The sequence below is a fragment of the Thioclava sp. F28-4 genome (assembly GCF_002020045.1).
In the GTDB taxonomy this organism is placed as follows: domain Bacteria; phylum Pseudomonadota; class Alphaproteobacteria; order Rhodobacterales; family Rhodobacteraceae; genus Thioclava; species Thioclava sediminum.
The window spans coordinates 145,122-169,553 of the sequence record NZ_MPZQ01000003.1; the positions used below are offsets into that span (position 1 = coordinate 145,122).

22 protein-coding genes are annotated in these 24,432 nt (G+C 64.2%); 14 read left to right on the plus strand and 8 right to left on the minus strand.

Features of this window, described 5'->3' with window-relative positions; translation table 11 throughout:
* Positions 1-35 precede the first annotated feature (35 nt).
* On the plus strand, positions 36-2,240 hold the full coding sequence (locus tag BMI87_RS08335) for an NADP-dependent isocitrate dehydrogenase (protein ID WP_078520724.1): 2,205 nt from the start codon (positions 36-38) through the stop codon (positions 2,238-2,240).
* Between the two features lie 91 nt (positions 2,241-2,331).
* The gene (locus BMI87_RS08340) at positions 2,332-3,546 is read left to right on the plus strand and encodes an NADP-dependent isocitrate dehydrogenase (protein ID WP_078520725.1); all 1,215 of its coding nucleotides are present in this window, start codon (positions 2,332-2,334) and stop codon (positions 3,544-3,546) included.
* 274 nt (positions 3,547-3,820) lie between these two features.
* On the opposite strand, the gene BMI87_RS08345 is transcribed toward BMI87_RS08340, so the two are convergent.
* Complete coding sequence (locus BMI87_RS08345) at positions 3,821-4,042, minus strand: hypothetical protein (RefSeq protein ID WP_078520726.1); 222 nt, start codon at positions 4,040-4,042, stop codon at positions 3,821-3,823.
* A 441-nt stretch (positions 4,043-4,483) separates the two neighbouring features.
* Between BMI87_RS08345 and BMI87_RS08350 the strand changes: the two genes are divergently transcribed.
* The 5 genes from BMI87_RS08350 (at position 4,484) to gyrA (ending at position 11,088) form a co-directional block, all read left to right on the plus strand.
* Entirely contained in the window at positions 4,484-5,086 is a 603-nt protein-coding gene (locus BMI87_RS08350; protein ID WP_078520727.1) for a YitT family protein, read from the plus strand.
* A 101-nt stretch (positions 5,087-5,187) separates the two neighbouring features.
* Positions 5,188-5,853: a YitT family protein gene (locus tag BMI87_RS08355; RefSeq protein ID WP_246832668.1), complete on the plus strand. Its 666-nt coding sequence runs from the start codon at positions 5,188-5,190 to the stop codon at positions 5,851-5,853.
* Positions 5,854-5,871: 18 nt separating this feature from the next.
* Positions 5,872-6,207, plus strand: coding sequence for a multidrug efflux SMR transporter (locus BMI87_RS08360; protein WP_078520728.1), 336 nt, complete (start codon positions 5,872-5,874; stop codon positions 6,205-6,207).
* A 98-nt stretch (positions 6,208-6,305) separates the two neighbouring features.
* Positions 6,306-8,123 carry a translational GTPase TypA gene (gene typA, locus BMI87_RS08365; RefSeq protein WP_078520729.1) on the plus strand — a complete coding sequence of 606 codons (1,818 nt, stop codon included), beginning with the start codon at positions 6,306-6,308 and terminating at the stop codon, positions 8,121-8,123.
* A 148-nt stretch (positions 8,124-8,271) separates the two neighbouring features.
* A complete protein-coding gene (gyrA, locus tag BMI87_RS08370) occupies positions 8,272-11,088 on the plus strand; it encodes a DNA gyrase subunit A (RefSeq protein ID WP_078520730.1) in 2,817 nt (938 codons plus the stop codon).
* Between the two features lie 50 nt (positions 11,089-11,138).
* Here gyrA and BMI87_RS22035 read toward each other — a convergent pair whose 3' ends face one another.
* Complete coding sequence (locus tag BMI87_RS22035; protein ID WP_146681538.1) at positions 11,139-11,414, minus strand: hypothetical protein; 276 nt, start codon at positions 11,412-11,414, stop codon at positions 11,139-11,141.
* Here BMI87_RS22035 and BMI87_RS08375 point away from each other — a divergent pair.
* The 5 genes from BMI87_RS08375 (at position 11,413) to gluQRS (ending at position 16,460) form a co-directional block, all read left to right on the plus strand.
* Positions 11,413-13,023: a BCCT family transporter gene (locus tag BMI87_RS08375; RefSeq protein WP_078520731.1), complete on the plus strand. Its 1,611-nt coding sequence runs from the start codon at positions 11,413-11,415 to the stop codon at positions 13,021-13,023. The two genes, BMI87_RS22035 and BMI87_RS08375, sit on opposite strands and share 2 nt — an antisense overlap.
* Positions 13,024-13,220: 197 nt before the next feature.
* The gene (locus BMI87_RS08380; protein WP_078520732.1) at positions 13,221-13,997 is read left to right on the plus strand and encodes a hypothetical protein; all 777 of its coding nucleotides are present in this window, start codon (positions 13,221-13,223) and stop codon (positions 13,995-13,997) included.
* A gap of 52 nt (positions 13,998-14,049) precedes the next feature.
* A complete protein-coding gene (trmFO, locus tag BMI87_RS08385) occupies positions 14,050-15,399 on the plus strand; it encodes a methylenetetrahydrofolate--tRNA-(uracil(54)-C(5))-methyltransferase (FADH(2)-oxidizing) TrmFO (protein ID WP_078520733.1) in 1,350 nt (449 codons plus the stop codon).
* Positions 15,396-15,590 (plus strand): hypothetical protein, encoded by a 195-nt coding sequence (locus BMI87_RS08390; RefSeq protein ID WP_078520734.1) that lies wholly within the window; start codon positions 15,396-15,398, stop codon positions 15,588-15,590. The genes trmFO and BMI87_RS08390 overlap by 4 nt, the downstream gene beginning before the upstream one ends.
* Positions 15,591-15,611: 21 nt before the next feature.
* Positions 15,612-16,460, plus strand: a complete 849-nt coding sequence (gene gluQRS / locus BMI87_RS08395) for a tRNA glutamyl-Q(34) synthetase GluQRS (RefSeq protein ID WP_078520735.1) — start codon at positions 15,612-15,614, stop codon at positions 16,458-16,460.
* A 28-nt stretch (positions 16,461-16,488) separates the two neighbouring features.
* On the opposite strand, the gene hisI is transcribed toward gluQRS, so the two are convergent.
* Entirely contained in the window at positions 16,489-16,851 is a 363-nt protein-coding gene (hisI, locus tag BMI87_RS08400) for a phosphoribosyl-AMP cyclohydrolase (RefSeq protein WP_078520736.1), read from the minus strand.
* Positions 16,852-16,912: 61 nt separating this feature from the next.
* Here hisI and BMI87_RS08405 point away from each other — a divergent pair, with 61 nt between their 5' ends.
* On the plus strand, positions 16,913-17,341 hold the full coding sequence (locus BMI87_RS08405) for an iron-sulfur cluster assembly scaffold protein (RefSeq protein ID WP_078520737.1): 429 nt from the start codon (positions 16,913-16,915) through the stop codon (positions 17,339-17,341).
* A gap of 168 nt (positions 17,342-17,509) precedes the next feature.
* On the opposite strand, the gene BMI87_RS22920 is transcribed toward BMI87_RS08405, so the two are convergent.
* The 5 genes from BMI87_RS22920 to BMI87_RS08425 all read right to left on the minus strand — a co-directional run bounded on the left by BMI87_RS22920 (position 17,510) and on the right by BMI87_RS08425 (position 23,133).
* Positions 17,510-17,632, minus strand: a complete 123-nt coding sequence (locus BMI87_RS22920) for a hypothetical protein (RefSeq protein WP_255266459.1) — start codon at positions 17,630-17,632, stop codon at positions 17,510-17,512.
* 112 nt (positions 17,633-17,744) lie between these two features.
* Positions 17,745-19,835: an ATP-dependent DNA helicase RecG gene (gene recG / locus BMI87_RS08410; RefSeq protein WP_078521033.1), complete on the minus strand. Its 2,091-nt coding sequence runs from the start codon at positions 19,833-19,835 to the stop codon at positions 17,745-17,747.
* Entirely contained in the window at positions 19,832-21,955 is a 2,124-nt protein-coding gene (ligA, locus tag BMI87_RS08415) for an NAD-dependent DNA ligase LigA (protein WP_078520738.1), read from the minus strand. Before ligA ends, recG begins: the two co-directional genes overlap by 4 nt.
* A gap of 90 nt (positions 21,956-22,045) precedes the next feature.
* Entirely contained in the window at positions 22,046-22,759 is a 714-nt protein-coding gene (ctrA, locus tag BMI87_RS08420; RefSeq protein ID WP_078520739.1) for a response regulator transcription factor CtrA, read from the minus strand.
* Positions 22,760-22,854: 95 nt separating this feature from the next.
* The gene (locus tag BMI87_RS08425; RefSeq protein WP_078520740.1) at positions 22,855-23,133 is read right to left on the minus strand and encodes a DUF1153 domain-containing protein; all 279 of its coding nucleotides are present in this window, start codon (positions 23,131-23,133) and stop codon (positions 22,855-22,857) included.
* Positions 23,134-23,264: 131 nt separating this feature from the next.
* On the opposite strand from BMI87_RS08425, the gene mnmA reads away from it, so the two are divergent.
* Complete coding sequence (mnmA, locus tag BMI87_RS08430; protein WP_078520741.1) at positions 23,265-24,401, plus strand: tRNA 2-thiouridine(34) synthase MnmA; 1,137 nt, start codon at positions 23,265-23,267, stop codon at positions 24,399-24,401.
* Positions 24,402-24,432: the final 31 nt, after the last annotated feature.

The following is a 24,432-nucleotide window of genomic DNA, read 5'->3' on the forward strand; positions in this document are numbered from 1 at the left end:
AGCAAACCGAGGCTTCAACCGAAGAGGGCTGTGCCATGAGCGACAAGAACACTCCTGACATCATTTACACCAAGGTCGACGAGGCCCCGGAACTGGCGAGCGCATCGCTGCTGCCGATCGTGCGCAAATTCGCGCAAGCGGCCGGGATTTCGGTGGGCACCAAGGATATCTCGCTCGCGGGCCGTATCCTCGCCACCTTCCCCGAAGCGCTCACCGAAGAGCAGCGCCAGTCGGACGATCTGGCATGGCTCGGCGATTACGTGAAAACGCCGCAGGCCAACGTCATCAAACTGCCGAACATCTCGGCTTCGGTGCCGCAGCTGGTCGCTGCCGTGCGCGAGCTGCAGGGCCAGGGCTACGCCCTGCCCGACTACCCGGAAGAGCCGAAGACGGATGAGGAAAAAGCCGTCCGCGCGAAATACGACTCGATCAAGGGCTCGGCCGTGAACCCGGTGCTGCGCGAGGGCAACTCCGACCGCCGCGCTGCCGCCGCCGTGAAGAAATTCGCGCAGAACAACCCGCACCGCATGGGCGAGTGGACCGCCGACAGCAAGACCCGCGTGGCCACCATGTCGGAGGGCGATTTCTTCTCGAACGAACTCTCGGCGACCCTGCCGAAGGCATCCACCGCGAAGATCGTTCTGGAAGGTGCCGATGGCGAGACCGTTCTGAAGGACGGCGTGAGCTACCCCGAAGGCACCGTGGTCGACGCGACCTACATGTCCGCTGACAAGCTCGACGCGTTCCTCGCCGAGGAAATCAAGAAGACCAAGGACGAAGGCGTCCTGTTCTCGCTGCATATGAAAGCGACGATGATGAAGGTCTCCGACCCGATCATCTTCGGTCATGCGGTGAAGGAATGGCTCAAGCCGGTCTTCGAGAAATACGGTGACAAGATGAAATCGCTCGGCGTCGATCCGGCCTCGGGCATGGGCGACCTGCTGGAGCGCGTGAAAGGCGAGCCGGAGATCCTCGCCGCGATCGAGGAAGTCCGCGACCAGCGTCCGCCGATGTATATGGTGAACTCGGACAAGGGCATCACCAACCTGCACGTGCCCTCCGACGTCATCATCGACGCCTCGATGCCCGCGCTGATCCGCGCCGGCGGCAAAGGCTGGGGCCCGGACAACAAGGAACACGACTGCGTCTGCGTGATCCCGGACAGCTCCTATGCGCCGGTCTATGATGCGACGATCGAGTATTTCAAAGCCAACGGCAAACTGAACCCCGCCACCGCGGGCACCGTTCAGAACATCGGCCTGATGGCGCAGAAAGCCGAAGAATACGGCTCGCACCCGACCACCTTCGAGATCCCGGCCGACGGCACCGTAAAGATGGTTCTGGACGACGGCACGGTTCTGCATTCGCATGACGTGAAGAAGGGCGACATCTGGCGTTCGGCTTCGGCCCGCAAGGCGCCGATCGAAGACTGGGTGAACCTCGCCATCGACCGTCAGAAAGCGACCGGCTACCGCGCGATCTTCTGGCTCGACGAGACCCGCGCCCATGACGCGGAGCTGATCTCCTTCGTGAAGCCGATCCTTGAGGCCAAAGGCGTCGCCGACAAGTTCGAGATCATGGCCCCGCGTGAGGCGACGATCGCCTCGCTCGAGACCATCACCAAGGGCGAGAACACCATCGCGATCACCGGCAACGTGCTGCGCGACTACCTGACCGACCTGTTCCCGATCCTCGAGCTGGCCACTTCGGCCAAGATGCTCTCGATCGTGAAGCTGATGCAGGGCGGCGGTCTGTTCGAGACCGGCGCGGGCGGCTCGGCACCCAAGCACGTCCAGCAGCTGGTGGAAGAAAACCACCTGCGTTGGGACTCGCTTGGCGAATTCTGCGCCTTGGGCGAGAGCTTCAAGTTCTTCGCCGACCAGACCGACAACGCCAAGGCGCGCGTGCTGGGCGAAACCGTCGAGACCGCGACGCAGGGCATTCTCGACAACGATCGCTCGCCCTCGCGCAAAGTCGGCGAGCCCGACAACCGCGCCAGCCACTACTGGTTCGCCCGCTACTGGGCCGACGCGCTGGCGGCACAATCGAGCGATGCCGAGCTGGCCGCCGAATTCGCCCCCATCGCCAAGGCGCTGGCCGATGGCGAAGCGAAGATCGTGGCCGAACTGGCAGAGGTTCAGGGCAAGCCCGCCGATATCGGCGGCTACTACCACGCCGATCCGAAAAAGCTCTCGGCGGTGATGCGCCCGAGCGAAACGCTCAACGCCATCATCGGCTGAGAGCACTGAGACAGAGGGGGCGGCGCGGGCCGCCCCTTTCGATTCCCGGCCTCCCCGGAACACAAACCCGTGAATTTTGGAAGGAACGCGCATGACCAAGATCAAGGTAGACAACCCCGTCGTCGAACTCGACGGCGACGAGATGACCCGCATCATCTGGGACTTCATCAAGCAGAAGCTGATCCTGCCCTATCTCGATATCGACCTGAAATATTACGACCTCGGCATCGAGAGCCGCGACGCGACCGATGACCAGATCACCGTCGATGCGGCCGAGGCGATCAAGCAATACGGCGTCGGCGTCAAATGCGCGACGATCACCCCGGACGAGGCGCGCATGGAGGAATTCAACCTCAAGCGCATGTATCGCTCGCCCAACGGCACGATCCGCAACATCCTCGGCGGCGTCATCTTCCGCGAGCCGATCATCTGCAAGAACGTCCCGCGCCTCGTTCCGGGCTGGACCAAGCCGATCGTCGTGGGCCGTCACGCCTATGGCGACCAGTACAAGGCCACGGATTTCCGCTTCCCCGGCAAGGGCACGATCACGCTGAAATTCGTGGGCGACGACGGCGAAGTGATCGAGAAGGAAGTGTTCCAGGCCCCCGACGCGGGCGTCGTGATGGGCATGTACAACCTCGACAAGTCGATCATCGACTTCGCGCGGGCCTCGCTGAACTACGGCCTGCTGAAGGGCTGGCCGGTCTACCTCTCGACCAAGAACACGATCCTCAAGGCCTATGACGGGCGCTTCAAGGATCTGTTTCAGGAGGTCTTCGAGGAAGAATTCGCCGAGAAGTTCAAGGACGCGGGCATCTGGTACGAGCACCGCCTGATCGACGACATGGTGGCGAGCTCGCTGAAATGGTCGGGCGGCTATGTCTGGGCCTGCAAGAACTACGATGGCGACGTGCAGTCGGATACGGTCGCGCAGGGCTTCGGCTCGCTGGGCCTGATGACCTCGATCCTGATGACGCCCGATGGCAAGACGGTGGAAGCCGAGGCCGCCCACGGCACGGTGACGCGTCACTATCGCCAGCACCAGCAGGGCAAGGAGACCTCGACGAACTCCATCGCCTCGATCTTCGCCTGGACCGGTGGCCTGAAGCACCGCGCCAAGCTGGACGGCAACGCGCAGCTCCAGACTTTCGCGGAAACGCTCGAAAAGGTCTGCGTGCAGGCGGTCGAGGACGGTCACATGACCAAGGACCTCGCGCTGCTCGTCGGCCCCGATCAGAAATGGCTGACCACGATGGGCTTCCTCGAGAAGATCGACGAATACCTGAACAAGTCGCTGTCGCTGTAAAGCGCGCGAAACGGGTTGAGGAAGGCGGGGGTATCCCCGCCTTTTTCATTTGGCGAGGCGGCTGCAGTCCAACTGGCACGGGGCGACCAGCCCCGGGCCGCGCCCGACCTCCCCCCGGGAGGGCGCATCGGCGACGACATCGCAGGCACCGTCGACTTACGGGCTTGCGAGATAAAGCACCCACACACAGGCGGATCAAAGCGCCCACCCGAGGTCGGGCGTGTCCCTCATCTCCTTTGTCGGGCCGGGCGCATCACAGGCCCGGCCCTTTCGCTTACCGCATCATGCTCCACGGCTCTGGCGGAGGCTCGGCGGGCCCGAGCCCGATATCTCTGCGCAAGTGGTCGCTGAGCTGCCCCGCATCGAGCGGGCGCGGTTTACCGCCACGCGCGATGAGCGCGAACAGCGCCGCGCGGAGAACTTTGCCTGCGCCGAACTTGGCGATGGTGGCTTCGATGGTGAACGCGTCGCTCGGACGCTGGAGAGTCTGGATCATGTCATGTCCCGGCGCGGGACCCCGCCCGCAACCGGCCTTTCTTCTACTGATGTGAAAGAAGACCCGACGGGAACCGCGAGAGCGCGGCCAGGATGCGTCGCGACAGGGTCGGGACGCGGAAATCGGGTCAGTTTGCGGGAGTGGGGCCTAGGCCCCGGGGCGTATCGGGAGGGTCAGTCCTGGCGTCGTGCGACGCGCGTGGTGCCCGAAAAACCGATACGGGTTTCGCACTGCGATGCGAGGGCTTGGCGATATGACATCATGGCGGCCCTCCTCTTGTTTTTGGGCATTGCGAATGGCGCCAATTGGCCCGATCCCGAAAGCGGCGGCAACTCACGCGACTGTGATGCGTGGGTATTGGAGCACCTCTGTTGCCGATGCGCCTCAGTTCTTGCGCTTGGCGTTGCCGCGTGGCATCTGAGCGCCATGAGCGATACCCGTATGCAAGACCCGCACCGCCACACCCTGCCCGAGGACACCCAAGGGCTTCTCACCGGCACTTTGCTGGTGGCGCTGTCGGTGTCGCTGCTGCATGGCGCGGGGCTGTTCACCGGGCAGATCGCGGGCCTGTCGCTGGTGCTGTCTTACGTCACCGGATGGAGCTTCGGCGCGATCTTCTTCACGCTCAACCTGCCCTTCTACTGGCTGGCTTTCCGCCGGATGGGCGCGCGGTTCACGGTGAAGACGGTGCTTTCGGTCGCGCTCCTGTCCGGATTTACCGAAATATTCCCGCACCTTCTGAGCTTCGCCCTCCTCCACCCCGGTGCTGCCGCCGTGCTGGCGGGCGTGACCGCAGGCGCGGGCCTTCTGGCCCTGTTCCGCCACGGGGCGAGCCTTGGCGGCGTGGGGATCGTGGCGCTCTATCTGCAGGACAAGACCGGCTTCAAAGCGGGCCGCACGCAGATCCTGTTCGATTGCGGCGTGTTCCTCTTCGCGCTCTTCGTGCTGCCGCTCGACAAGGTGCTGTGGTCGCTGCTGGGCGCGATGGTTCTGAACGTGATCATCCTGATCAACCACCGCCGCGACCGCTATATCGCCACCTGATCCGGGCGTGATCTGCGGGCAACGGGTCCGCACGCCCTGCCCCGACCCTTTCGCGCGATGCAAAGCCGACCTGCGCCCAGCGATTTGGTAGGTCAGCTATTATGCCCTATTATTGGGTCATGACCACTGACGCACATATCACCGCCGACCAGATCGCAGCCAAAGAGGCGACCCGTCCGCATTACTCGAAGCTCGAGGATCTGCAGGGCCTTGTCGTGGCCGCCGCACAGGCCGCGCTGGGGATTCACCTGCTGCGCGCCGCAGGCCTCGTGACCGGGGGCACCGCAGGCGCCGCGCTGATCCTGTCCTATATCACCGGGTTCAGCTTCGGGGTCGTGTTCTTCGTGATCAACATCCCCTTCTACGCCTTCGCCTATTTCGCGCGCGGCGCAGGCTTCGCGCTGAAAAGCCTCGTGACCGTCACGCTCGTGTCGCTGATGGCCGAGGCGCTCAAACCCGTCCTGCATGTCGCCGAAATCCACCCCGCCGTGGCCGCCGTGCTCTTCGGCATCTCGGCAGGCGTCGGCCTTCTTGGCCTCTTTCGCCACAAGGGCAGCCTTGGCGGCGTCTCCATCGTCGCCGTGATCCTGCAAGACAAGTTCGGCTTCCGCGCCGGCTGGACGCAGCTGATCCATGACCTGTGCCTGTTTGTCATCGCGAGCTTCATCCTCGCGCCGCCGCTGGTGCTCTACTCGCTCCTGGGCGCGCTGGTGTTGAACTTCATCGTCGCGATGAACCATCGACGCGACTGGTATATCGCCGAGTGATCCGGCAAACTGCCGGACATGTTCAACACCTACCTCTTCCTGCTCATAGCGGTCGCCTTCGAGACCTTCGGCTCGGCCTGTCTGCAGGCGAGCCAGCAATTCTCGCGGTTCTGGCCGACGGTGGGCGTGGCGGTAGGCTTCATCGGCGGGCTCTATTTCTTCACGCTGGTGCTGAAGGTGCTGCCGCTCGGGATCACCTATGCGCTGTGGTCCGGGATCGGCATGGTGCTGATCGCGGGCGTGGGCTGGCTGATGTTCAATCAGCGGCTGGATTTGCCCGCCCTGATCGGGATCGCGCTGATTCTGACGGGGATCATCGTGATCAACCTGTTCTCGAAATCGCATTTCCACTGACGTGATGCCGCATCGCGGCGCGATTGCCGCGCTGGGGGCTAGCCGAGAGGCGATCTTTCCTTTATGGGCGGGGCAACTCAAGAACAGGACGACCTCCCATGGACCTTCGCAACATTGCGATCATCGCTCACGTGGACCACGGCAAGACGACGCTCGTGGACCAGCTTCTGCGCCAATCGGGCGCTTTCCGTGAAAACCAAGCCGTCGCCGAACGCGCGATGGACAGCAACGACATCGAACGCGAACGCGGCATCACCATTCTCGCCAAGGCCACCTCGGTCGAGTGGAAAGGCACCCGCATCAACATCGTCGACACCCCCGGCCACGCCGATTTCGGCGGCGAGGTGGAGCGTATCCTGTCAATGGTGGATGGTGTTGTGCTGCTGGTGGACGCGGCCGAAGGCCCGATGCCGCAGACCAAATTCGTGACCTCGAAGGCGCTCGCGCTCGGCCTGAAGCCGATCGTCGTGCTCAACAAGGTCGACAAGCCCGCAGCCGAGCCCGATCGCGCGCTCGACGAGGTGTTCGACCTCTTCGCGAATCTCGACGCCGATGAAGAGCAGCTCGACTTCCCGCATCTCTACGCTTCCGGCATCGGCGGCTGGTGCGACGAAGAGCTGGACGGCCCGCGCGAGAACCTCGACGCGCTGTTCGATCTGATCCTTAAGCATGTCGAGCCGCCGAAGCAGGAATTCCGCGCCGACGAGCCCTTCCAGATGCTGGCCACCACGCTCTCGGCCGACCCGTTCATCGGGCGCATCCTCACGGGCCGCATCGAGGCGGGCACGCTGAAAGTCGGCGATCAGCTCAAGGCGCTCTCGCGCAAGGGCGACCGCATCGAAGCCTTCCGCTGCACCAAGATCCTCGCTTTCCGTGGTCTGTCGCAGCAGCCGATCGACGAAGCCGTCGCCGGCGACATCGTCACCGTCGCGGGCATGACCAAGGCGACCGTGGCCGACACGCTCTGTGCGCCCGAAGTCGACACCCCGATCGACGCGCAGCCGATCGATCCGCCGACGATCTCGGTGACCTTCGGCATCAACGACTCGCCGCTCGCCGGTAAGGACGGCTCGAAGGTCCAGTCGCGCATCATTCGCGACCGCCTGATGAAAGAGGCCGAAACCAACGTCGCGATCCGCGTCGAGGACACCCCCGGCGGCGACGCCTTCGTGGTCTCGGGCCGTGGCGAACTCCAGATGGGCGTTCTGATCGAGAACATGCGCCGCGAAGGGTTCGAGCTGTCGATCTCGCGTCCGAAGGTGATCTTCCGCGAGGAAGACGGCCAGCGCATGGAGCCGATCGAGGAAGTCATCATCGACGTGGATGAGGAATATTCCGGCGTCGTGATCGAGAAGCTGACCGGCTACCGCAAGGGCGAGCTGGCCGAGATGCGCCCCGCCGAGGGTGGCAAGACCCGCATCGTGGCCCATGTCCCCTCGCGCGGCATGATCGGCTATCAGGGCGAGTTCCTGACCGACACGCGCGGCTCGGGCGTGCTCAACCGCCTGTTCCATGGCTGGACACCTTACAAGGGCCCGATCGACGGCCGCCGTCAGGGCGTGCTGATCTCGATGGAGAACGGCACCTCGGTCGCTTACGCGCTGTGGAACCTCGAAGAACGCGGCAAGCTGTTCATCGGCGCGCAGGAGCAGGTCTATACCGGCATGATCATCGGCGAGCATTCGCGCGAAAACGATCTCGAAGTGAACCCGCTCAAGGGCAAGAAACTGACCAACGTCCGCGCCTCGGGCACGGATGAAGCGGTCCGCCTGACCCCGCCGACGCGGATGTCGCTCGAGGAAGCCATCGCCTATATCAACGATGACGAACTCGTCGAGGTCACGCCGAAATCGATCCGCCTCCGCAAGCTGCACCTCGATCCGCACGAGCGTAAGCGCGCCGCGCGCGAAGCGTGATCGCTTGCGGCCCGCGCCGCACCGGATCACCGCTAGCTGACGTCACGAAGAAGGCCCCGCGCACCCGCCGGGGCCTTCTCCATGATTGCACCCGCCGCTTGCGGCCTTTATAAGGTTCCACAACAATATCTAGAATATCGAGGCGCGCGTGACCGACACTCCTGAACCGCCGGAAACCGAAGAAGAAGGCCCCGGGCGGCCCGCTTATCTCGGCCCCACTGTGTCCATCGCGGACGAGATGAAAACCGCCTATCTCGATTACGCGATGAGCGTGATCGTGAGCCGCGCGATCCCCGATCTGCGCGATGGTCTGAAGCCCGTTCACCGGCGCATCCTCTTTGCGATGCACGAGACCGGGAACACCTTCGACAAGCCCTATCGCAAATCGGCGCGTCCGGTCGGCGACGTGATGGGTCAGTATCACCCGCATGGCGACGCCGCGATCTACGACGCGTTGGTGCGGATGGCGCAGCCCTTCTCGATGTCGCTGCCGCTTCTGGACGGTCAGGGCAACTTCGGCTCGATGGATGGCGATAACGCGGCTGCTATGCGCTACACCGAAGTGCGCATGGCGAAACCGGCCAATTACATTCTCGCCGATATCGAGAAAGACACGGTCGATTTCCAGGACAACTACGACGGCAAGCAGCAAGAGCCGACGGTGCTTCCGGCGCGCTTCCCGAACATGCTGGTCAACGGCGCGGGCGGTATCGCGGTCGGCATGGCGACCAACATCCCGCCGCATAACCTCGGCGAGGTCTGCGACGCGACGCTGGCGCTGATCGAGAACCCGGACATGTCGGACGAGGCGATCATGGAGATCGTCCCCGCCCCAGATTTCCCCACCGGCGGCCAGATCATGGGCCGTGGCGGCGCGCGCAAGGCCTACCTTGAAGGGCGCGGCTCAGTCATCATCCGGGCGAAGACCCGCGTGGAAGAAGTCCGCAAGGACCGCTTCGCGATCATCCTCGACGAAATCCCCTATCAGGTGAACAAGGCGGCGATGATCGAGAAGATCGCCGATCTGGTGCGCGAGAAGAAGCTCGAAGGCATCTCCAACATTGCCGATGAATCCGACCGCGTCGGCGTGCGCGTCGTGATCGAGCTGAAGCGCGACGCGACCCCGGATGTGGTGCTCAACCAGCTTTACCGCTTCACGCCGATGCAGACCTCGTTCGGCTGCAACATGCTGGCGCTGAACGGCGGCCGCCCCGAGCAGCTGACGCTGCGCCAATTCCTCAGCTATTTCATCAGCTTCCGCGAGGAAGTCGTGGCGCGCCGCACCGCGTTCGAACTGCGCAAGGCGCGCGAGCGCAGCCATGTGCTGTGCGGTCTGGCCGTCGCGGTGTCGAACGTGGACGAGGTCGTGGCCACCATCCGCTCCTCGGCCGATGCGGCAGAGGCCCGCGCCCGCCTGATGGAGCGCCGCTGGCCCGCGCATGACATCGTCGAATATCTCAAGCTGATCGACGATCCGCTGCATCCGGTCAACGACGACGGCACCTACAACCTGTCCGAGACGCAGGCCCGCGCGATCCTCGATCTGCGCCTGCAGCGCCTGACCCAGATCGGGGTGAAGGAAGTCACGGACGAGCTTGCCCAGCTGGCCGAGAAGATCCGCGAATACCTCGCCATCCTCGCCTCGCGCGAGCGGATCATGGCGATCATCGCCGACGAGCTGCGCGAAGTGCGCGAGCTGTTTGCCGTGCCGCGCCGCACCGAGATCATCGACTGGGCCGGCGACATGGCCGACGAAGACCTGATCGAGCGCGAAGACATGGTCGTGACCGTCACGCAGGGCGGCTACATCAAGCGCACGCCGCTCGCCGATTTCCGCTCGCAGAAGCGCGGCGGCAAGGGGCTGTCAGGTGGCGCGCTGAAGGATGACGACACGGTCACCACGCTGTTCGTCGCCAACACCCATACGCAGCTTCTGTTCTTCACGACCGGCGGCATGGTCTACAAGATGAAGTGCTGGCAACTGCCGCTCGGCTCGCGCCAGTCCAAGGGCAAGGCGATCGTCAACATCCTGCCGATCCCCACCGGCGTCTCGATCGCGGCGATCACGCCGGTCGATCGCGACGAGGCGGAATGGGACGACCTGCAGATGGTCTTCGCGACCTCCAAGGGCACCGTGCGCCGCAACCGCCTGTCGGATTTCACCAACGTCATGCGCAACGGCAAGATCGCGATGAAATTCGAGGACGAGAATGAAGGCATGCGCCTGATCAACGCGCGCATCTGTTCCGAGGACGACGACGTGATGCTGGTCACGGCCAGCGGTCGCGCGATCCGCTTCCCCGTGCCGGAAGTGCGCGTGTTCAACTCGCGCAACTCGGTCGGCGTGCGTGGCATCAAGCTGAAGGGCGATGACGAGGTCGTCTCGATGTCGATCATCCGCCACTTCGAGGCCACTTCGGAAGAGCGCGCGGCCTATCTCAAGCAACGTCGCCTGATGGCGGGCGTGACCGAGGACGAGGTCGAGCCCGACGAGGACGAGGAAGCCGTGGCCGAGGGGCAGCTGAGCACCGAGCGCTATGCCGAGATGTCCGCCGCCGAGGATCTGATCCTGACGATCACGTCGAAAGGTTCGGGCAAGATCTCGTCGAGCCATGACTACCCGACCCGCGGTCGCGGCGGTCAGGGCGTGACGGCGATCGACAAGGCGATGCGGGGCGGCCCGCTGGTGGCCTCCTTCCCGGTCGAGATGAGCGATCAGATCATGCTCGCCACCTCGACGGGTCAGTCGATCCGCTGCCCGGTGGAAGACATCTCCTTCCGCTCGCGCTCTGCCGGTGGCGTGCGTGTGTTCAACACCGCCAAGGGCGAGGTCGTGGTCTCGGTCGCGCGGATCGCCGATCAGGGCGATGACGACGATCTGGACGCCGACGCCGAAGGGTCGACCGATGCGCCGGACGCGCCCGACACGTCGGGTGACGGCGGCACGCCGGATAGCGAAAGCTGAACCGCCGAGGCTGTTCCCAATTCGGAACGGCTTCGCAAAAAGCAATGAAATCAAGCCCCCGCTCCGCAAGGACGGGGGCTTTTTTCTTGTTCCAGCATGGGGTCGGTGGCTGGAATATCGGCCTGCGCGTGGCGCTCTGCAAAGGCTCGAACAAGAAGCTGCTCCGCTACCGACCCACCTTCTAATTGCAGACGCATTCCGATGTTGCGGCCCGGCCACGCGCCGGGCCGTTTCCATTTTTTCTTTTCTCCAATGTCCCGTCTGCGCGGAACCACCCCTGAAGCCACCCGTTGCGGTTGCACTATTAGAAACAGGGAGAGTTTCATGAAAGCCTTTGCAGACAGGCTCGGCCTACGAACCGACCCCACCATTTTTTTCGTATCAGCAGGCTTCACGATCCTCTTCGTGCTCGCGCTTGTCATCTTCCCCGGCCCGATTGGCGATGCGTTCGCCACGGGCCGCTCTTGGATTGTCACCAATCTCGGCTGGTTCTTCATCCTCGGCGTCAACATCTGGCTCGGGTTTCTGATCTGGGCCGCATTGTCGCGCCACGGGCATATCCGGCTGGGTCCCAAGGACAGCCGCCCCGAATACGGCAACCTGTCGTGGTTCACGATGCTCTTCGCGGGCGGCATCGGCACGGTGCTGATGTTCTGGGGCGTGGCCGAGCCGATCAGCCATTTCTCCAAGCCACCGCTGCCGGGCGTCGAGCCCTATTCCGACGAGGCCGCGAAAGACGCGATCTCTATCGCGGTCTATCACCTCGGCCTGCATACCTGGACGATCTTCACGCTCCCGGGGCTTGGCTTCGCCTATTTCATCAACCGCTACGACCTGCCGGTGCGGGTCTCTTCGGTGTTCTATCCGCTGCTGAAGGAAGGCATCAACGGGCCGATCGGCAAGGCCATCGACATCGCCTCGATCCTCGGCACGCTGTTCGGCGTCGCCGTCTCGCTCGGTCTCGGCTCCAGCCAGATCGCCGCCGGTCTGGATGCGCTTCTGGGCACCGGCGACGGCACCTTCGTCAAGATCGCGATCCTGACGGTGCTGACCGCCGGTGCGATCACCTCGATCGTGGCGGGGCTCGACAAGGGCGTGAAGCTGCTGTCGAACATCAATATCGGCATGGCCGTGGGCCTGATGGTCTTCGTGCTGATCTTCGGCTCGACCCTGTTCCTGCTGCGCGGGATCGTTCAGACCTTCGGGCTCTATTTCGACAACCTGCTGCATCTCGCCTTCTGGAACGACATGCTGGCCAACGAAAACCCCGACACGCCCGGCTGGGGCTGGCAGGGTTCGTGGACCGTGTTCTACTGGGCCTGGACGGTGACCTGGTCGCCCTTCATCGGCCTGTTCGTGGCCCGCATCTCGCGCGGTCGCACGGTGCGCGAATTCGTCTTCGGCGTTCTTCTCGCGCCCTCGCTCTTCACCTTGATCTGGTTCGCGATCTTCGGCTGGCAGGCGATGGAGTTCGACGGCATCGGTCAGGCCGCCCGCGATGCGATGGGCGATCAGGCGGGGCAATTGTCTCAGGCCGTCTCGGATAGCGTGCCGCTGGCGATGTTCGCCTTCTTCGAGCATTTCCCCTTCGTCCATATCGTCCAAGGCATCGCCGTGATCGTGGTCGCGATCTTCTTCGCGACCTCGTCCGACTCGGCCTCGCTGGTGGTCGACATGCTCTGCACCGGCACGCCGACCCCCGGCCCGGTCCATCAGCGCGTCTTCTGGGGCGCGGCTGAGGGGCTGGTCGCGGCGATGCTGATCGTGCTGGCGGGCGATGCGGGGCTGACCGCGCTGCAGCAGGTCATCACGGTCGTGGGGCTGCCGATCTTCATCCTCGTGTCGATGATGATCCCCTCGATCATAAAGGGCTTCGCGCTGGAAGATATCGACCACGTCTCGATCGGCAAGCGGCCCAAGCTGGACGATTTCTGAGCGCGCGATCCCAAGGTCAGACCCAATCGAACGGCCCGGAGTGGAAACGCTCCGGGCCATTAACCCATTAGAAAGTTTAACCCTTCCTTAAGACCCGCCCGCCTGCCAAAAGAGATCGAAGCCGCAACGGAGCATGGGTCCGAGGCGCAGCCGGCGAAGTTCGGCCTTGTTCAGTTACCGCGTCACGAGGTCCGATCATGCGCCACGCTCCTGTCTCTGCCCTGCGGGGCGTCGTTTTCTGTCTCGCCGCAGCCGTCAGCGCTGACCCCGCGCTCGCCCAAAGCGCGCTCGGCTTCACCGGGGCCGAGCTGACGATCCAGAACAGCACCGGCGACTTCGGAGCCGCCCGCGCCGATCTGAGCGCCGATTTCGCCCTGACCCCGGCGCATGGGCTGCAACTCGACCTCGGCGCAAACGATGCCGGGCCGCGCTGGCGCGGCGATCTGGCGGCGCATCTCTACATGGCGCCCACGGAGCGCGCGAAATACGGGCTCTTCGCCGCCGTCTCCGACACCAGCCACGCCAGCCAGTCGGCCTATGCGCTCGGCGCCGAAGCGATCTGGGCTGTTGGCGCGCGCGGCAGCGTCTCGGCGCGCGCCGGGCTCGGCACCGTCAAACCCGGTAGCAACGATTACGTCTTCGCAGGCCTTGCCGGACGGTGGGACGTCAGCCCGCGCACAACGCTGACCGCAGACCTTTCCGTCGTGGACATCTCCGAACTCGCTTTCAGCGCCCGCGAGACAACCGCCGCGCTCGGGTTGCGTCACCGGCTGGGCGACCGCCCCGCGACGCTCTTCACCCGCATCGAGCGCGCCCATTTCACCGGTCGCCCCAACAGCCGCGACGAGACCCGTCTCGCCCTCGGCCTCAAGTTGCGCTTCGGCCCGCGCGGCCACGGCGTGCGCAACCAGAACTTCGCGCCGATCCGCCCGCTGGACGGGCTATTTGCGCGCGGCACCTTCGCCCTGGACTGAGCATCTGCGATCGGCCTTCCCTTTTGCCGCTTTGACCACTACATGAGCGGCCATGACAGAAGAACTTCATATCGTCGGCGGTGGCATGGCGGGCTCGGAAGCGGCCTGGCAAGCGGCGAATGCCGGAATCCGCGTGGTGCTGCACGAAATGCGGCCCAAGGTCGAAACCTTTGCGCACCAGACGGGCAACTATGCCGAGATGGTCTGCTCGAATTCGTTCCGCTCGGACGATCACGAGCGCAATGCCGTGGGCCAGCTCCATTGGGAAATGGGCGCTGCGAACGGGTTGATCATGGAGACCGCGCGCAAGCACCGTCTGCCCGCAGGCGGTGCGCTGGCCGTGGACCGCGAGGCGTTTTCGCAATCCGTGACCGAGGCGCTGCGCGCCCATGAAAATATTTCCTTTACCGAGGAAGAAGTTACGGAGCTTCCTTCAAGTGGAAAATGGATCTTCGCAACCGGCCCGCTGACCTCGGAATCCTTGGGCAAAGCGATCCTGCAAGCCACCGGCGAAGAGCGTCTGGCCTTCTTCGACGCCATCGCACCCATCGTCTATGCCGACACGATCGACATGTCCGTCGCGTGGCGTCAGTCGCGCTACGACAAGGGAGAGACCGAGGAGGAGCGCACGGCCTATATCAACTGCCCGATGACGAAGGACGAATACGAAGCCTTCATCGACGCGCTGCTCGAGGCCGACAAGACCGAGTTCCACGAGGGCGAAACCGCGGGCTATTTCGACGGCTGCCTGCCGATCGAGGTGATGGCCGAACGCGGCCGCGAGACCCTGCGCCACGGGCCGATGAAGCCGGTCGGTCTGACCAATGAACACGATCCGCAGACCAAGGCCTGGGCCGTCGTGCAGTTGCGCCGCGACAATGCGCTCGGCACGATCTACAATATCGTGGGTTTCCAGACCAAGATGAAGTACGGCGCGCAAGCCGATGTTTTCCGGATGATTCCGGGACTTCAGGATGCCAAGTTCGCGCGCCTCGGCGGCATCCACCGCAACACGTTCATCAACTCGCCGACGCTGCTCGATGCGCAGATGCGTCTGAAATCGCACCCGAACCTGCGCTTCGCCGGCCAGATCACCGGCGTGGAAGGCTATGTCGAGAGCGCCGCGATGGGGTTGCTGGCCGGTCGTATGGCCGCTGCCGAACTTCAAGGCCGCGAACTGCCGCCGCCGGGACCCGAAACCGCGATGGGGGCGTTGATCACCCACATCACCGGCGGGGCCGAGGCGAAGACTTTCCAACCGATGAACGTCAATTTCGGGCTCTTCCCGCCGATCGACGCCAAGGGCGGGCGGCGTGGCCGCAAAGACCGCTACAAGGCCTATACCGATCGCGCCAAGACGGTCTTCGGCGACTGGCTGGCGCAGCAAGGAGAGACTGTATGAATTACGTTCTGGCCCTGTTTCTGCCGCCGCTTTCAATCGTGCTGATCGGTCGCATCTTCCTCGCGATCCTCGTCTTCGTGATCTGGATTCCGGCGATCATCTTCTCTGGCGGGCTGACGCATCCGATGTTCATCCTGCTCGCCTGGATCCTGATCTATCAGGCGCATGCGGATCGCCGCGCGGGCGGCTGATTTGGCGGGGTGCGCGCGTCAATGATCACACGCTTCGCCCCCTCGCCAACGGGCCCGCTGCATCTGGGCCATGCCTATAGTGCGATCTTCGCGCATGACATGGCACGCAAGGCCGGCGGCCAGTTCCTGCTGCGGATCGAAGATATCGACCAAAGCCGCGCGCGACCGCATTGGGAAGAGCAGATCTATGACGATCTGCGCTGGCTTGGGCTGACCTGGGACGGGCCGGTTCTCCGCCAATCGGACCGCTTGAACATCTATCGCGAAGCCCTTGAAACACTTTGGGAAAGAGACCTTCTCTTTGCCTGCACCTGCACGCGGCGTGATATCGAGGCGGCAGCCTCCGCACCGCAGGAAGGCGTGCAATACGGGCCCGACGGTCTGATCTACCCCGGCACCTGCCGCGAGCGCGGCGCGCGTCGCCCCGGGGCTCCGCTGCCCGACAGCGCGCTACGCCTGAACATGATCCGTGCCGCCCGCGATATCCGTTTCGAGGAAATCTGCGCGCTGCACAAAGGCACGCATAACGTCTCCCGCGCCGATCTGATCGACAAGGTGGGCGATGTCGTGCTCGCGCGGCGCGAGATGGGCACGTCCTATCATCTCGCAGTCGTGCTCGACGATGCCGCGCAAGCCATTACTCATGTCACCCGCGGCGCGGACCTGTTCGACGCCACGCAGATCCATGTTCTGCTTCAAGCGATGCTTGAACTTCCGACGCCAACTTATTGCCATCACGACTTAATTCGCGACGAGAATGGCAAGCGCCTCGCCAAGCGCGACGACGCCCGCGCCATCGCGAAATACCGCGAGGACGGGGCCACCCCGGGCGACATTCGCCGCATGGTCGGGCTGCCCGCTTCCTCTTGACGGAAATATCCTCCCCGAAGGGCCGCTCTCAATCTTCCATCGGCGTGAGGATCTCGACCTCTTCGCCATCGCGGATCGCGGTGTAGAAGCACGACCTGCGATTGGTGTGGCAAGCCGGGCCTTCCTGCTCGACCAGCACCAGAAGCGTGTCGCGGTCGCAATCGACCCGCATCTCGCGCAGGCGCTGCACATGGCCCGAGGTCTCGCCCTTCACCCAGAACGATTTCCGCGAGCGCGACCAATAGGTTACGCGTCCTGTTTCAAGTGTCTTCGCGACGCTTTCCGCGTTCATCCAGGCCATCATCAGGATATCGCCCGAGAGCGCATCCTGCGCGATCGCGGGGATCAAACCGTTGGCGTCATAGGTCAAGCTGGCGGGATCGAATGGCATCGGCTCTTTCCTTCCTGTGGCTCAGGTCCTATCTACGCCGGACGGGCCGAAGGGGAAAGAGATGAGCGACACCGATCTGATCAAGCTCTATTCGCAGCGTATTCTGGCGCTCGCCGCCGATATGCCGGGCACCGATCCGCTCCCCGAGCCCGATGTGACCGTGCGCAAGCGCGCGCCGCTGTGCGGCTCCACGGTCGAGGTCTCGCTGACCTGCGCGGACGGCCGCGTGACCGGCTATAGCCAGACCGTGCATGCCTGCGCGCTGGGTCAGGCTTCAGCTGCGATCTTCGGGGCGCAGGCCGTGGGTCGCACGCGCGACGAGGTCGCGAAGCTGCGCGATCAGCTGGCCGAGATGCTCAAAGGCGGCCCCGTCCCCGATGCGCCTTTCGGCGAGTATGAGGTTCTGCAAGCCGCGCGCGACTACCCCAATCGGCATGGCTCGATCCTGCTCGCCCCCGAGGCGACGCTCGAAGCGCTCGAGCAGTGCTGAGCCGCTAACCACCCTCTTCCTCGCAATAAAAAAAGCCGCCACTCGAAAGAGCGGCGGCTGAAGTTGCGCTTTACGGACAGGCGGGCCTGGGGGACAGGCGAAGCCGCAGGTTTGGGACAGGTGCGGCAGCCAAAAAGCGCGAGGCAGTAACGATGAGACAGGTCGGGCTTAGAGGAGCCCCGGCAGCCAAAGCGCCATGATGAAGCTTGCGCAAAGCGCGATGCCCCCCACGGCGTCGGCCAGCAGCGTGCTGTGATTGCGGTCGAGAAGTTCCTTGATTTCCTTGGCCATCTGGCACCTCCATTCCCTCTGTTGCTACTTTGTTCTCACAGTTGACGTCGCGTGTAAAGAACTTTTTAGGAACATTTGAGAACACTAGGGGAGAACGTGAGTCGAACGGGGCTCAGCCGATGCCGATCAGACGGATCGCGCGGTCCTGTTCCATCAGCCACAGCAGCACTCGCGCCGCCTGTCCACGTGGGCCGCTCAACTCGGGATCGTCGGACAGGAGCTTGCGCGCATCCGACTGCGCCACCGCCATCAGACCGGCCTGGCGTTCGAGGTCAGCCACGCGGAACCGCGGCAGGCCAGACTGCGCCGTGCCGATCACATCGCCCGCCCCGCGCATGGCGAGGTCTTCCTCCGCGATGCGGAACCCGTCCTCGCTTTCGCGCAGGATCGACAGGCGCCGTTCGGCCGTCTCGCTCAAGGGCGTCTGGTAGATCATCAGGCAGGTCGAGGCAGCAGCCCCACGCCCGACCCGCCCGCGCAACTGGTGCAGCTGCGCGAGACCGAAGCTCTCGGCCCGCTCGATCACCATGATCGACGCGTTGGGCACGTTCACGCCCACCTCGATCACCGTCGTCGCGACCAGAACGCGGGTCTGCCCCTTCACGAAGGCCGCCATCGCGGCGTCTTTTTCGGCCGACGGCATCTGGCCGTGAACCAGCCCCACGACATCGTCGCCAAGCGCCGCGCGCAACGCCAGAAAACGGTCGGTCGCAGAGCTCAGATCGACACGCTCGCTCTCTTCGACCAGCGGGCAGACCCAATAGGCCTGCCGCCCCTCGGCCACCGCTTTGCGCAGATGTTCGACCACCTCGCCCATCCGCTCCATCGCGACGAGCGCGGTCTTGACCGGCGTCCGGCCCGGCGGCTTCTCGTCCAAGAGGCTCACATCCATGTCGCCATATTGCGCCAGCGCGAGCGAGCGCGGGATCGGTGTGGCGGTCATCACCAGCACGTCGACCGCCTGCCCCTTGGCGCCCAGCTCCATCCGCTGCGCGACGCCGAAGCGATGCTGTTCGTCGATCACGGAAAGCCGCAAATCCTGAAATTCCACGTCTTTCTGAAAAACCGCATGGGTGCCGACGAGGATGCCGATCGCGCCCGAGGCCAGATCGGCGAGCTTACGCGCCCGCTCCGCCCCCTTGTCGCGCCCGGTCAGGATCTCCAGCCGAACGCCCGCCGCCTCGGCCAGCGGCGCCAGACCTTCGAGATGCTGACGCGCGAGAATTTCCGTGGGCGCCATCATCACGCCCTGCCCGCCAGCCTCGACCGCGGTCAGCAGCGCCATGAAGGCGACCAGCGTCTTGCCGGCGCCGACATCGCCCTGCAGCAGCCGGTTCATCCGCCGCTCGGATCCCAGATCGCCCGCGATCTCCGCAATCGCGCGGGTCTGTGCGCCGGTCGGCTTGTAAGGCAGGCTGGCCAGCACCTGCGCCGAGAGCTTGCCCGTGCCACGCGTCACCCGCCCCTTCTTGCGCCGCGACTGGCGCCGCGCGAGCGCGAGCGTCATCTGGTGGGCGAAAAGCTCGTCATAGGCGAGACGCGCGCGTGCCGGCGCAGTGGACGAAAGATCGTCAATCTTTTCAGGGTGATGCGCCGCTCGCACCGCGTCCTGCCAATCCGGCCAACCCTCGCGGCGCTTCAGCGCATCGTCGATCCATTCCGGCAGGTCGGGCGCGCGCGCCAAGGCCCCCTCCGCCGCCTTCGCCATCAGCTTTTGCGTGACGCCCGCGGTGAGCGGATAGACCGGCTCGAACCGGGGCATCTCGTCCGCATTTTCGGGCGGAAGTATGTAGTCGGGATGCACGATCTGCGCCTGCCCGTCGTAGATTTCGAGCTTGCCCGAAATGATCCGCCGCGCCCCGTTGGGCATCTGTTTCGCGAGCCAGTCGCCGCGCGCCCGGAAGAAGACCAGCGTGATGTCGCCCTGCGCGTCATGGCACAGAACCCGATCGGGTGCGCCTTGTTTGCGTGCGGGGCTATGAGCGCCGATGGTCACTTCGACGGTGACGGTAGTGCCCGCGGGCACGCCTTGCACGGTCGCGACGGGGCGGCGGTCGATCACCGAATAGGGCAAGGTGAACAGGACATCGCGCGGGCGGGTGATCCCCAACCCCTCGAAATGTTTGGCCGTTTTCGGGCCAACGCCCGCAAGACTGTCGAGCTCGGCAAAAAGCTCGAAAAGCTCTGCGGGCCGCGTGCTCATGCGCCCCCCGCGAGCGCGATCCATTCATCCTCGTCGATGACGCGGATGTTCAATTCGGCCGCTTTCTTGGCTTTCGAGCCCGCGCCGGGGCCAGCCACGAGCAGGTCGGTCTTCGCGCTGACCGAGCCCGAAACCTTGGCACCAAGCGCCTCGGCCCGCGCCTTCGCCTCGGCCCGCGTCATCTTCTCCAGCGTGCCGGTAAAGACGACGGTGAGGCCCGAAACCGGGCTGTCGGATTTCGGCTTCTCGGCCTCCTCGACAGTTAGATGCGCGGTGAGACGGTCGATCGAGGCGCGCTCGGCCTCTTGCTGGAAGGTTGTCACGACGGATGTTGCGAGCGTCTCGCCGACCCCGTCGATCGAGATCAGATCGTCCCATTCCTGGCCCTGCCCGCACTCGGCCTGGGTCATCGCGGTCTCGAACGCCTCCCACGTGCCGTAATGAGTCGCGAGCATTCCGGCGCTGGTTTCGCCGACATGGCGGATGCCGAGCGCGAAGATCAGCCGTTGCAGCGGGATCGTGCGTTTCTCGGCGATCGCGGCAAAGAGGTTGCGCGCGGATTTCTCCCCCCAGCCCTCGCGGTTCTTGAGTTGCTGGAGGCCCTGCCCGTAGCGCTCTTCCAGAGTGAAGATGTCGGCGGGCTCCTTGATCCAGCCATCCTCGTAGAATTGCTCGACCTGTTTCGCGCCGAGCCCTTCGATGTCGAACGCCGCGCGGGAAACGAAATGTTTCAGCTTTTCCACGGCTTGCGCGGGGCAGATCAGACCGCCCGTGCAGCGGCGCACCGCATCGCCTTCTTCGCGGATCGCCTCGGATCCGCAGCGCGGGCAATGGGTCGGAAAGTCGTAGGGCACCGCATCGTCGGGACGACGCGTGAGGTCCACATCGGCGATCTTCGGGATCACGTCCCCCGCGCGATAGACCTGCACCCAATCGCCGATGCGGATATCCTTGCCGCCGCGGATCTCGGCGCCCTTGGAATCGCGCCCGGCGATGTAATCCTCGTTATGCAGCGTCGCGTTCGACACGACGACGCCGCCCACGGTCACCGGCGTCAGCCGCGCGACCGGCGAGAGCGCCCCGGTGCGACCGACCTGAATGTCGATCCCTTCGAGCTGCGTCCACGCAAGCTCGGCGGGGAATTTATGCGCGATCGCCCAACGCGGCGTGGTCGAGCGGAACCCGAGGCGGCGCTGCAGCGCGAGGTCGTTCACCTTGTAGACGACGCCGTCGATATCGTAGCCGAGCGTGGCGCGCTTGGCCTCGATCTCGCGGTAATGGCTAAGCATATCGGCGGGGCCGTCGCACAGCTCAGTCATCGGGTTGGTCTGAAAGCCGAGAGATTGCAGCCGCGCGATGGCGTCGATCTGGGTGTCGGCCAGTGGCGCGGACAGCTCGCCCCAGGCATAGGCGAAGAATTTCAGCGGGCGCGACGCGGTGACTTTCGGGTCGAGCTGGCGGAGCGATCCGGCGGCGGCGTTACGCGGATTGGCGAAACGCTTCTCGCCCGCGGCCTCGTTGCGGGTATTGAGCGCCTCGAAATCGGCGTGGCTCATATAGACCTCGCCGCGGACTTCCAGCACGTCCGGCGCGTCCGCGATCGACGTCGGAATATCGTCGATGGTGCGGGCATTTTCGGTGACGTTTTCGCCGACCGCGCCATCACCGCGCGTGGCCGCGTGGATCAGCTTGCCGTGTTCGTAGCGGATCGACAGCGAGAGCCCGTCGATCTTCGGCTCGGCCGTGTAGTTGAGCGGCGCGTCGGATTTCAGGCCGAGGAAGCTGCGGATGCTCTCATCGAATTCGGTCACGTCCTCGTCGGAGAACGCGTTGGCGAGGCTCATCATGCGGATCGCATGGGTGATCTTGCCGAAGCCTTCGGCGAGCTGCCCGCCGACCTGTTCGCTGGGCGATTGCTCCGATTTCAGCGCGGGGAATTTCGCCTCGATCACCGCGAGGCGCTGCTTGAGCGCGTCGTACTCCGCATCCGAAATCTCGGGTGCGTCATGGGTGTGGTAGGCGGTATTGGCCGCCGCGATCTTCGCGATCAGCTCGGGCAGCTCAGCGCGGGCCTCGGCCTCGCTCAGCGCGTCGATCTCGGTGCGGCTTGGCTCGGACATAAAAAGACCCCCTCGTGCTGACCTTGGTTTAGGCAAGCACCGAGGGGGCGTAAAGAGCCGTGACGACGGAGATCATCGGCTTTCGGGACGTCAGGCACCCATCGCGATGCGCCGCTCCAACTCGGACGGGTCGGGATCGCGCAGCACATAGCCGCGGCCCCAGACGGTTTCGATGTAATTCTCACCCTCGGTGGCATCGGCGAGCTTCTTGCGCAGTTTGCAGATGAAGACGTCGATGATCTTCAATTCGGGCTCATCCATGCCGCCATACAGATGGTTCAGGAACATCTCCTTCGTGAGGGTCGTGCCCTTCCGGAGGCTGAGCAGTTCGAGCATCTGATATTCCTTGCCGGTGAGATGCACCGGCTTGCCATCGACCTCGACCGTCTTCGCATCGAGATTGACCGAGATCTTGCCGGTGCGGATGATCGATTGGGCATGACCTTTGGACCGGCGGATGATCGCGTGAATGCGCGCCACCAATTCCTCGCGATGAAACGGCTTGGTCATGTAGTCATCGGCGCCGAAGCCGAATCCCTTGATCTTGTTCTCGGTGTCGTCCGCGCCGGTGAGAATCAGGATCGGCGTGTCGATCCTGGCCAGACGCAATTGCCGTAGCACCTCGTGCCCGTTCATGTCGGGAAGATTGAGGTCGAGCAGGATCAGATCGTAATCGTAGAGCTTCGCGAGATCGATTCCTTCCTCCCCCAGATCGGTGCAGTAGACGTTGAGATTCGCGTGCGTCAGCATCAATTCGATACTGCGCGACGTCGTCGGGTCGTCTTCCACCAATAAAATCCGCATCCTGGGTTCTCCGCATTAATCCCTCGATCGGGGTCGAGACTTACACCAAATGGTTAACACCGGGTTACCTTGTCACGTTTCCGTTACATCGCAATCTAAAGTTGTTTCAATTTCTGGATCGCGGTGACTTTAAGACCTTGAATCCCGTGCCTTTCGACACCCTCGATCCAGAGATCCAATTCCTCATCAGAGAGCGCATAGCGCTCCAGAACCTCGTCGCGGGCGATCAACCCATGCGCGACCGCCTGCACGATCACCGCTTTCCGGCTCGCCACCCATCGTCGGGTTTTCGGAGAGGGCAGATCCGCGCGCGTCAGGATCGTGCCGTCGGCGAGGGTCACCGCGCGCGGACCATCGACTTTCTTGAGATACATGGGCTCACCCCTTCAAGCTCTTCACGCCGGCCACACTGGCGCGCGGGCCCTTAACACTGCGTGAAACGCGGGGTTGAGAGTGGGTCGCATTTTCCTATATTGTTGCACGTCTCGTTAAAGGACGCTTCATCATGCCCAAGGATTTGCCGCTCAATTCGCTCGGTTTCGCCAAACCGCCCGCGGACACCCGCGTCGTCGTCGCCATGTCGGGCGGCGTCGATAGCTCGGTCGTGGCCGCCAAACTGGCCGAGGAAGGCTATGACGTGGTGGGCGTGACGCTGCAGCTTTACGACCATGGCGCGGCGCTGGCCAAGAAAGGCGCGTGCTGCGCCGGGCAGGACATCCACGACGCGCGCCGCGTGGCCGAGGAAATGGGCTTTCCGCATTACGTGCTCGATTACGAGAACACTTTCCGCGAGGCGGTGATCGACGAATTCGCCGACGCCTATCTTGGCGGCGCGACGCCGGTGCCCTGCATCCGCTGCAACGAGCGCGTGAAGTTCAAGGACCTGCTGGAGACGGCGAAGGACCTCGATGCCGATTGCATGGCGACGGGCCATTACATCCAGCGCAAGGACGGCGCGGCCGGGCCCGAGCTGCATTGCGCAGCCGATGCGAACCGCGACCAGAGCTATTTCCTGTTTTCGACCACGCCCGAGCAGCTCGATTACCTGCGCTTCCCGCTGGGTCACCTGCCCTCGAAGGATGCGACGCGGGAGCTGGCGGCGAAATACGGGCTGGCGGTGGCCGACAAGCCCGACAGTCAGGATATCTGCTTCGTGCCGAACGGGAATTACGCGAGCGTCATCGAGAAGCTGCGCCCCGGCGCGGCCGATCCCGGCGATATCGTGGATATGGAGGGCAATGTGCTCGGCCAGCATCGGGGCGTGATCCACTACACGATCGGTCAGCGGCGGGGCCTCGGTATCGGCGGTCTCGAAGACCCGCTTTACGTGGTGAAGCTCGATCCGGACACCCGCCATGTGGTCGTCGGCCCGAAAGAGGCGCTCTCCACCCGAACCATCCCGGTGCGCGAGATCAACTGGCTGGGCGACGAGCCCTTCACCTCGCGCAAGGAATGGCACCTGAAGGTCAAGGTCCGCTCGACCCGTCCGCCGCGCGAAGCGATCATCCGGCCGATCTCGGAGACCGAGGCTGAAGTCGAGCTGGTCGTGCCGGAGGAAGGCGTCAGCCCCGGTCAGGCCTGCGTGTTCTACGCGCCCGAACACAGCCGCATCTTCGGCGGCGGCTGGATCTACAAGAAGTAACGCCCGCAAACAGCCCCACAGACAGCACTGC

Coding starts and splice junctions, on each gene's coding strand:
- BMI87_RS08380 (WP_078520732.1), top strand. CDS start 13,221: ATGCGCCACGCTCCTGTCTCTGCCCTGCGGGGCGTCGTTTTCTGTCTC.
- gluQRS (WP_078520735.1), top strand. CDS start 15,612: ATGATCACACGCTTCGCCCCCTCGCCAACGGGCCCGCTGCATCTGGGC.
- BMI87_RS08350 (WP_078520727.1), top strand. CDS start 4,484: ATGCAAGACCCGCACCGCCACACCCTGCCCGAGGACACCCAAGGGCTT.
- BMI87_RS22920 (WP_255266459.1), bottom strand. CDS start 17,632: ATGGCCAAGGAAATCAAGGAACTTCTCGACCGCAATCACAGCACGCTG.
- BMI87_RS08335 (WP_078520724.1), top strand. CDS start 36: ATGAGCGACAAGAACACTCCTGACATCATTTACACCAAGGTCGACGAG.
- BMI87_RS08360 (WP_078520728.1), top strand. CDS start 5,872: ATGTTCAACACCTACCTCTTCCTGCTCATAGCGGTCGCCTTCGAGACC.
- BMI87_RS08345 (WP_078520726.1), bottom strand. CDS start 4,042: ATGATCCAGACTCTCCAGCGTCCGAGCGACGCGTTCACCATCGAAGCC.
- trmFO (WP_078520733.1), top strand. CDS start 14,050: ATGACAGAAGAACTTCATATCGTCGGCGGTGGCATGGCGGGCTCGGAA.
- BMI87_RS22035 (WP_146681538.1), bottom strand. CDS start 11,414: ATGAAACTCTCCCTGTTTCTAATAGTGCAACCGCAACGGGTGGCTTCA.
- mnmA (WP_078520741.1), top strand. CDS start 23,265: ATGCCCAAGGATTTGCCGCTCAATTCGCTCGGTTTCGCCAAACCGCCC.
- BMI87_RS08425 (WP_078520740.1), bottom strand. CDS start 23,133: ATGTATCTCAAGAAAGTCGATGGTCCGCGCGCGGTGACCCTCGCCGAC.
- hisI (WP_078520736.1), bottom strand. CDS start 16,851: ATGCCATTCGATCCCGCCAGCTTGACCTATGACGCCAACGGTTTGATC.
- BMI87_RS08340 (WP_078520725.1), top strand. CDS start 2,332: ATGACCAAGATCAAGGTAGACAACCCCGTCGTCGAACTCGACGGCGAC.
- BMI87_RS08355 (WP_246832668.1), top strand. CDS start 5,188: ATGCCCTATTATTGGGTCATGACCACTGACGCACATATCACCGCCGAC.
- ctrA (WP_078520739.1), bottom strand. CDS start 22,759: ATGCGGATTTTATTGGTGGAAGACGACCCGACGACGTCGCGCAGTATC.
- BMI87_RS08375 (WP_078520731.1), top strand. CDS start 11,413: ATGAAAGCCTTTGCAGACAGGCTCGGCCTACGAACCGACCCCACCATT.
- recG (WP_078521033.1), bottom strand. CDS start 19,835: ATGAGCACGCGGCCCGCAGAGCTTTTCGAGCTTTTTGCCGAGCTCGAC.
- typA (WP_078520729.1), top strand. CDS start 6,306: ATGGACCTTCGCAACATTGCGATCATCGCTCACGTGGACCACGGCAAG.
- BMI87_RS08390 (WP_078520734.1), top strand. CDS start 15,396: ATGAATTACGTTCTGGCCCTGTTTCTGCCGCCGCTTTCAATCGTGCTG.
- BMI87_RS08405 (WP_078520737.1), top strand. CDS start 16,913: ATGAGCGACACCGATCTGATCAAGCTCTATTCGCAGCGTATTCTGGCG.
- ligA (WP_078520738.1), bottom strand. CDS start 21,955: ATGTCCGAGCCAAGCCGCACCGAGATCGACGCGCTGAGCGAGGCCGAG.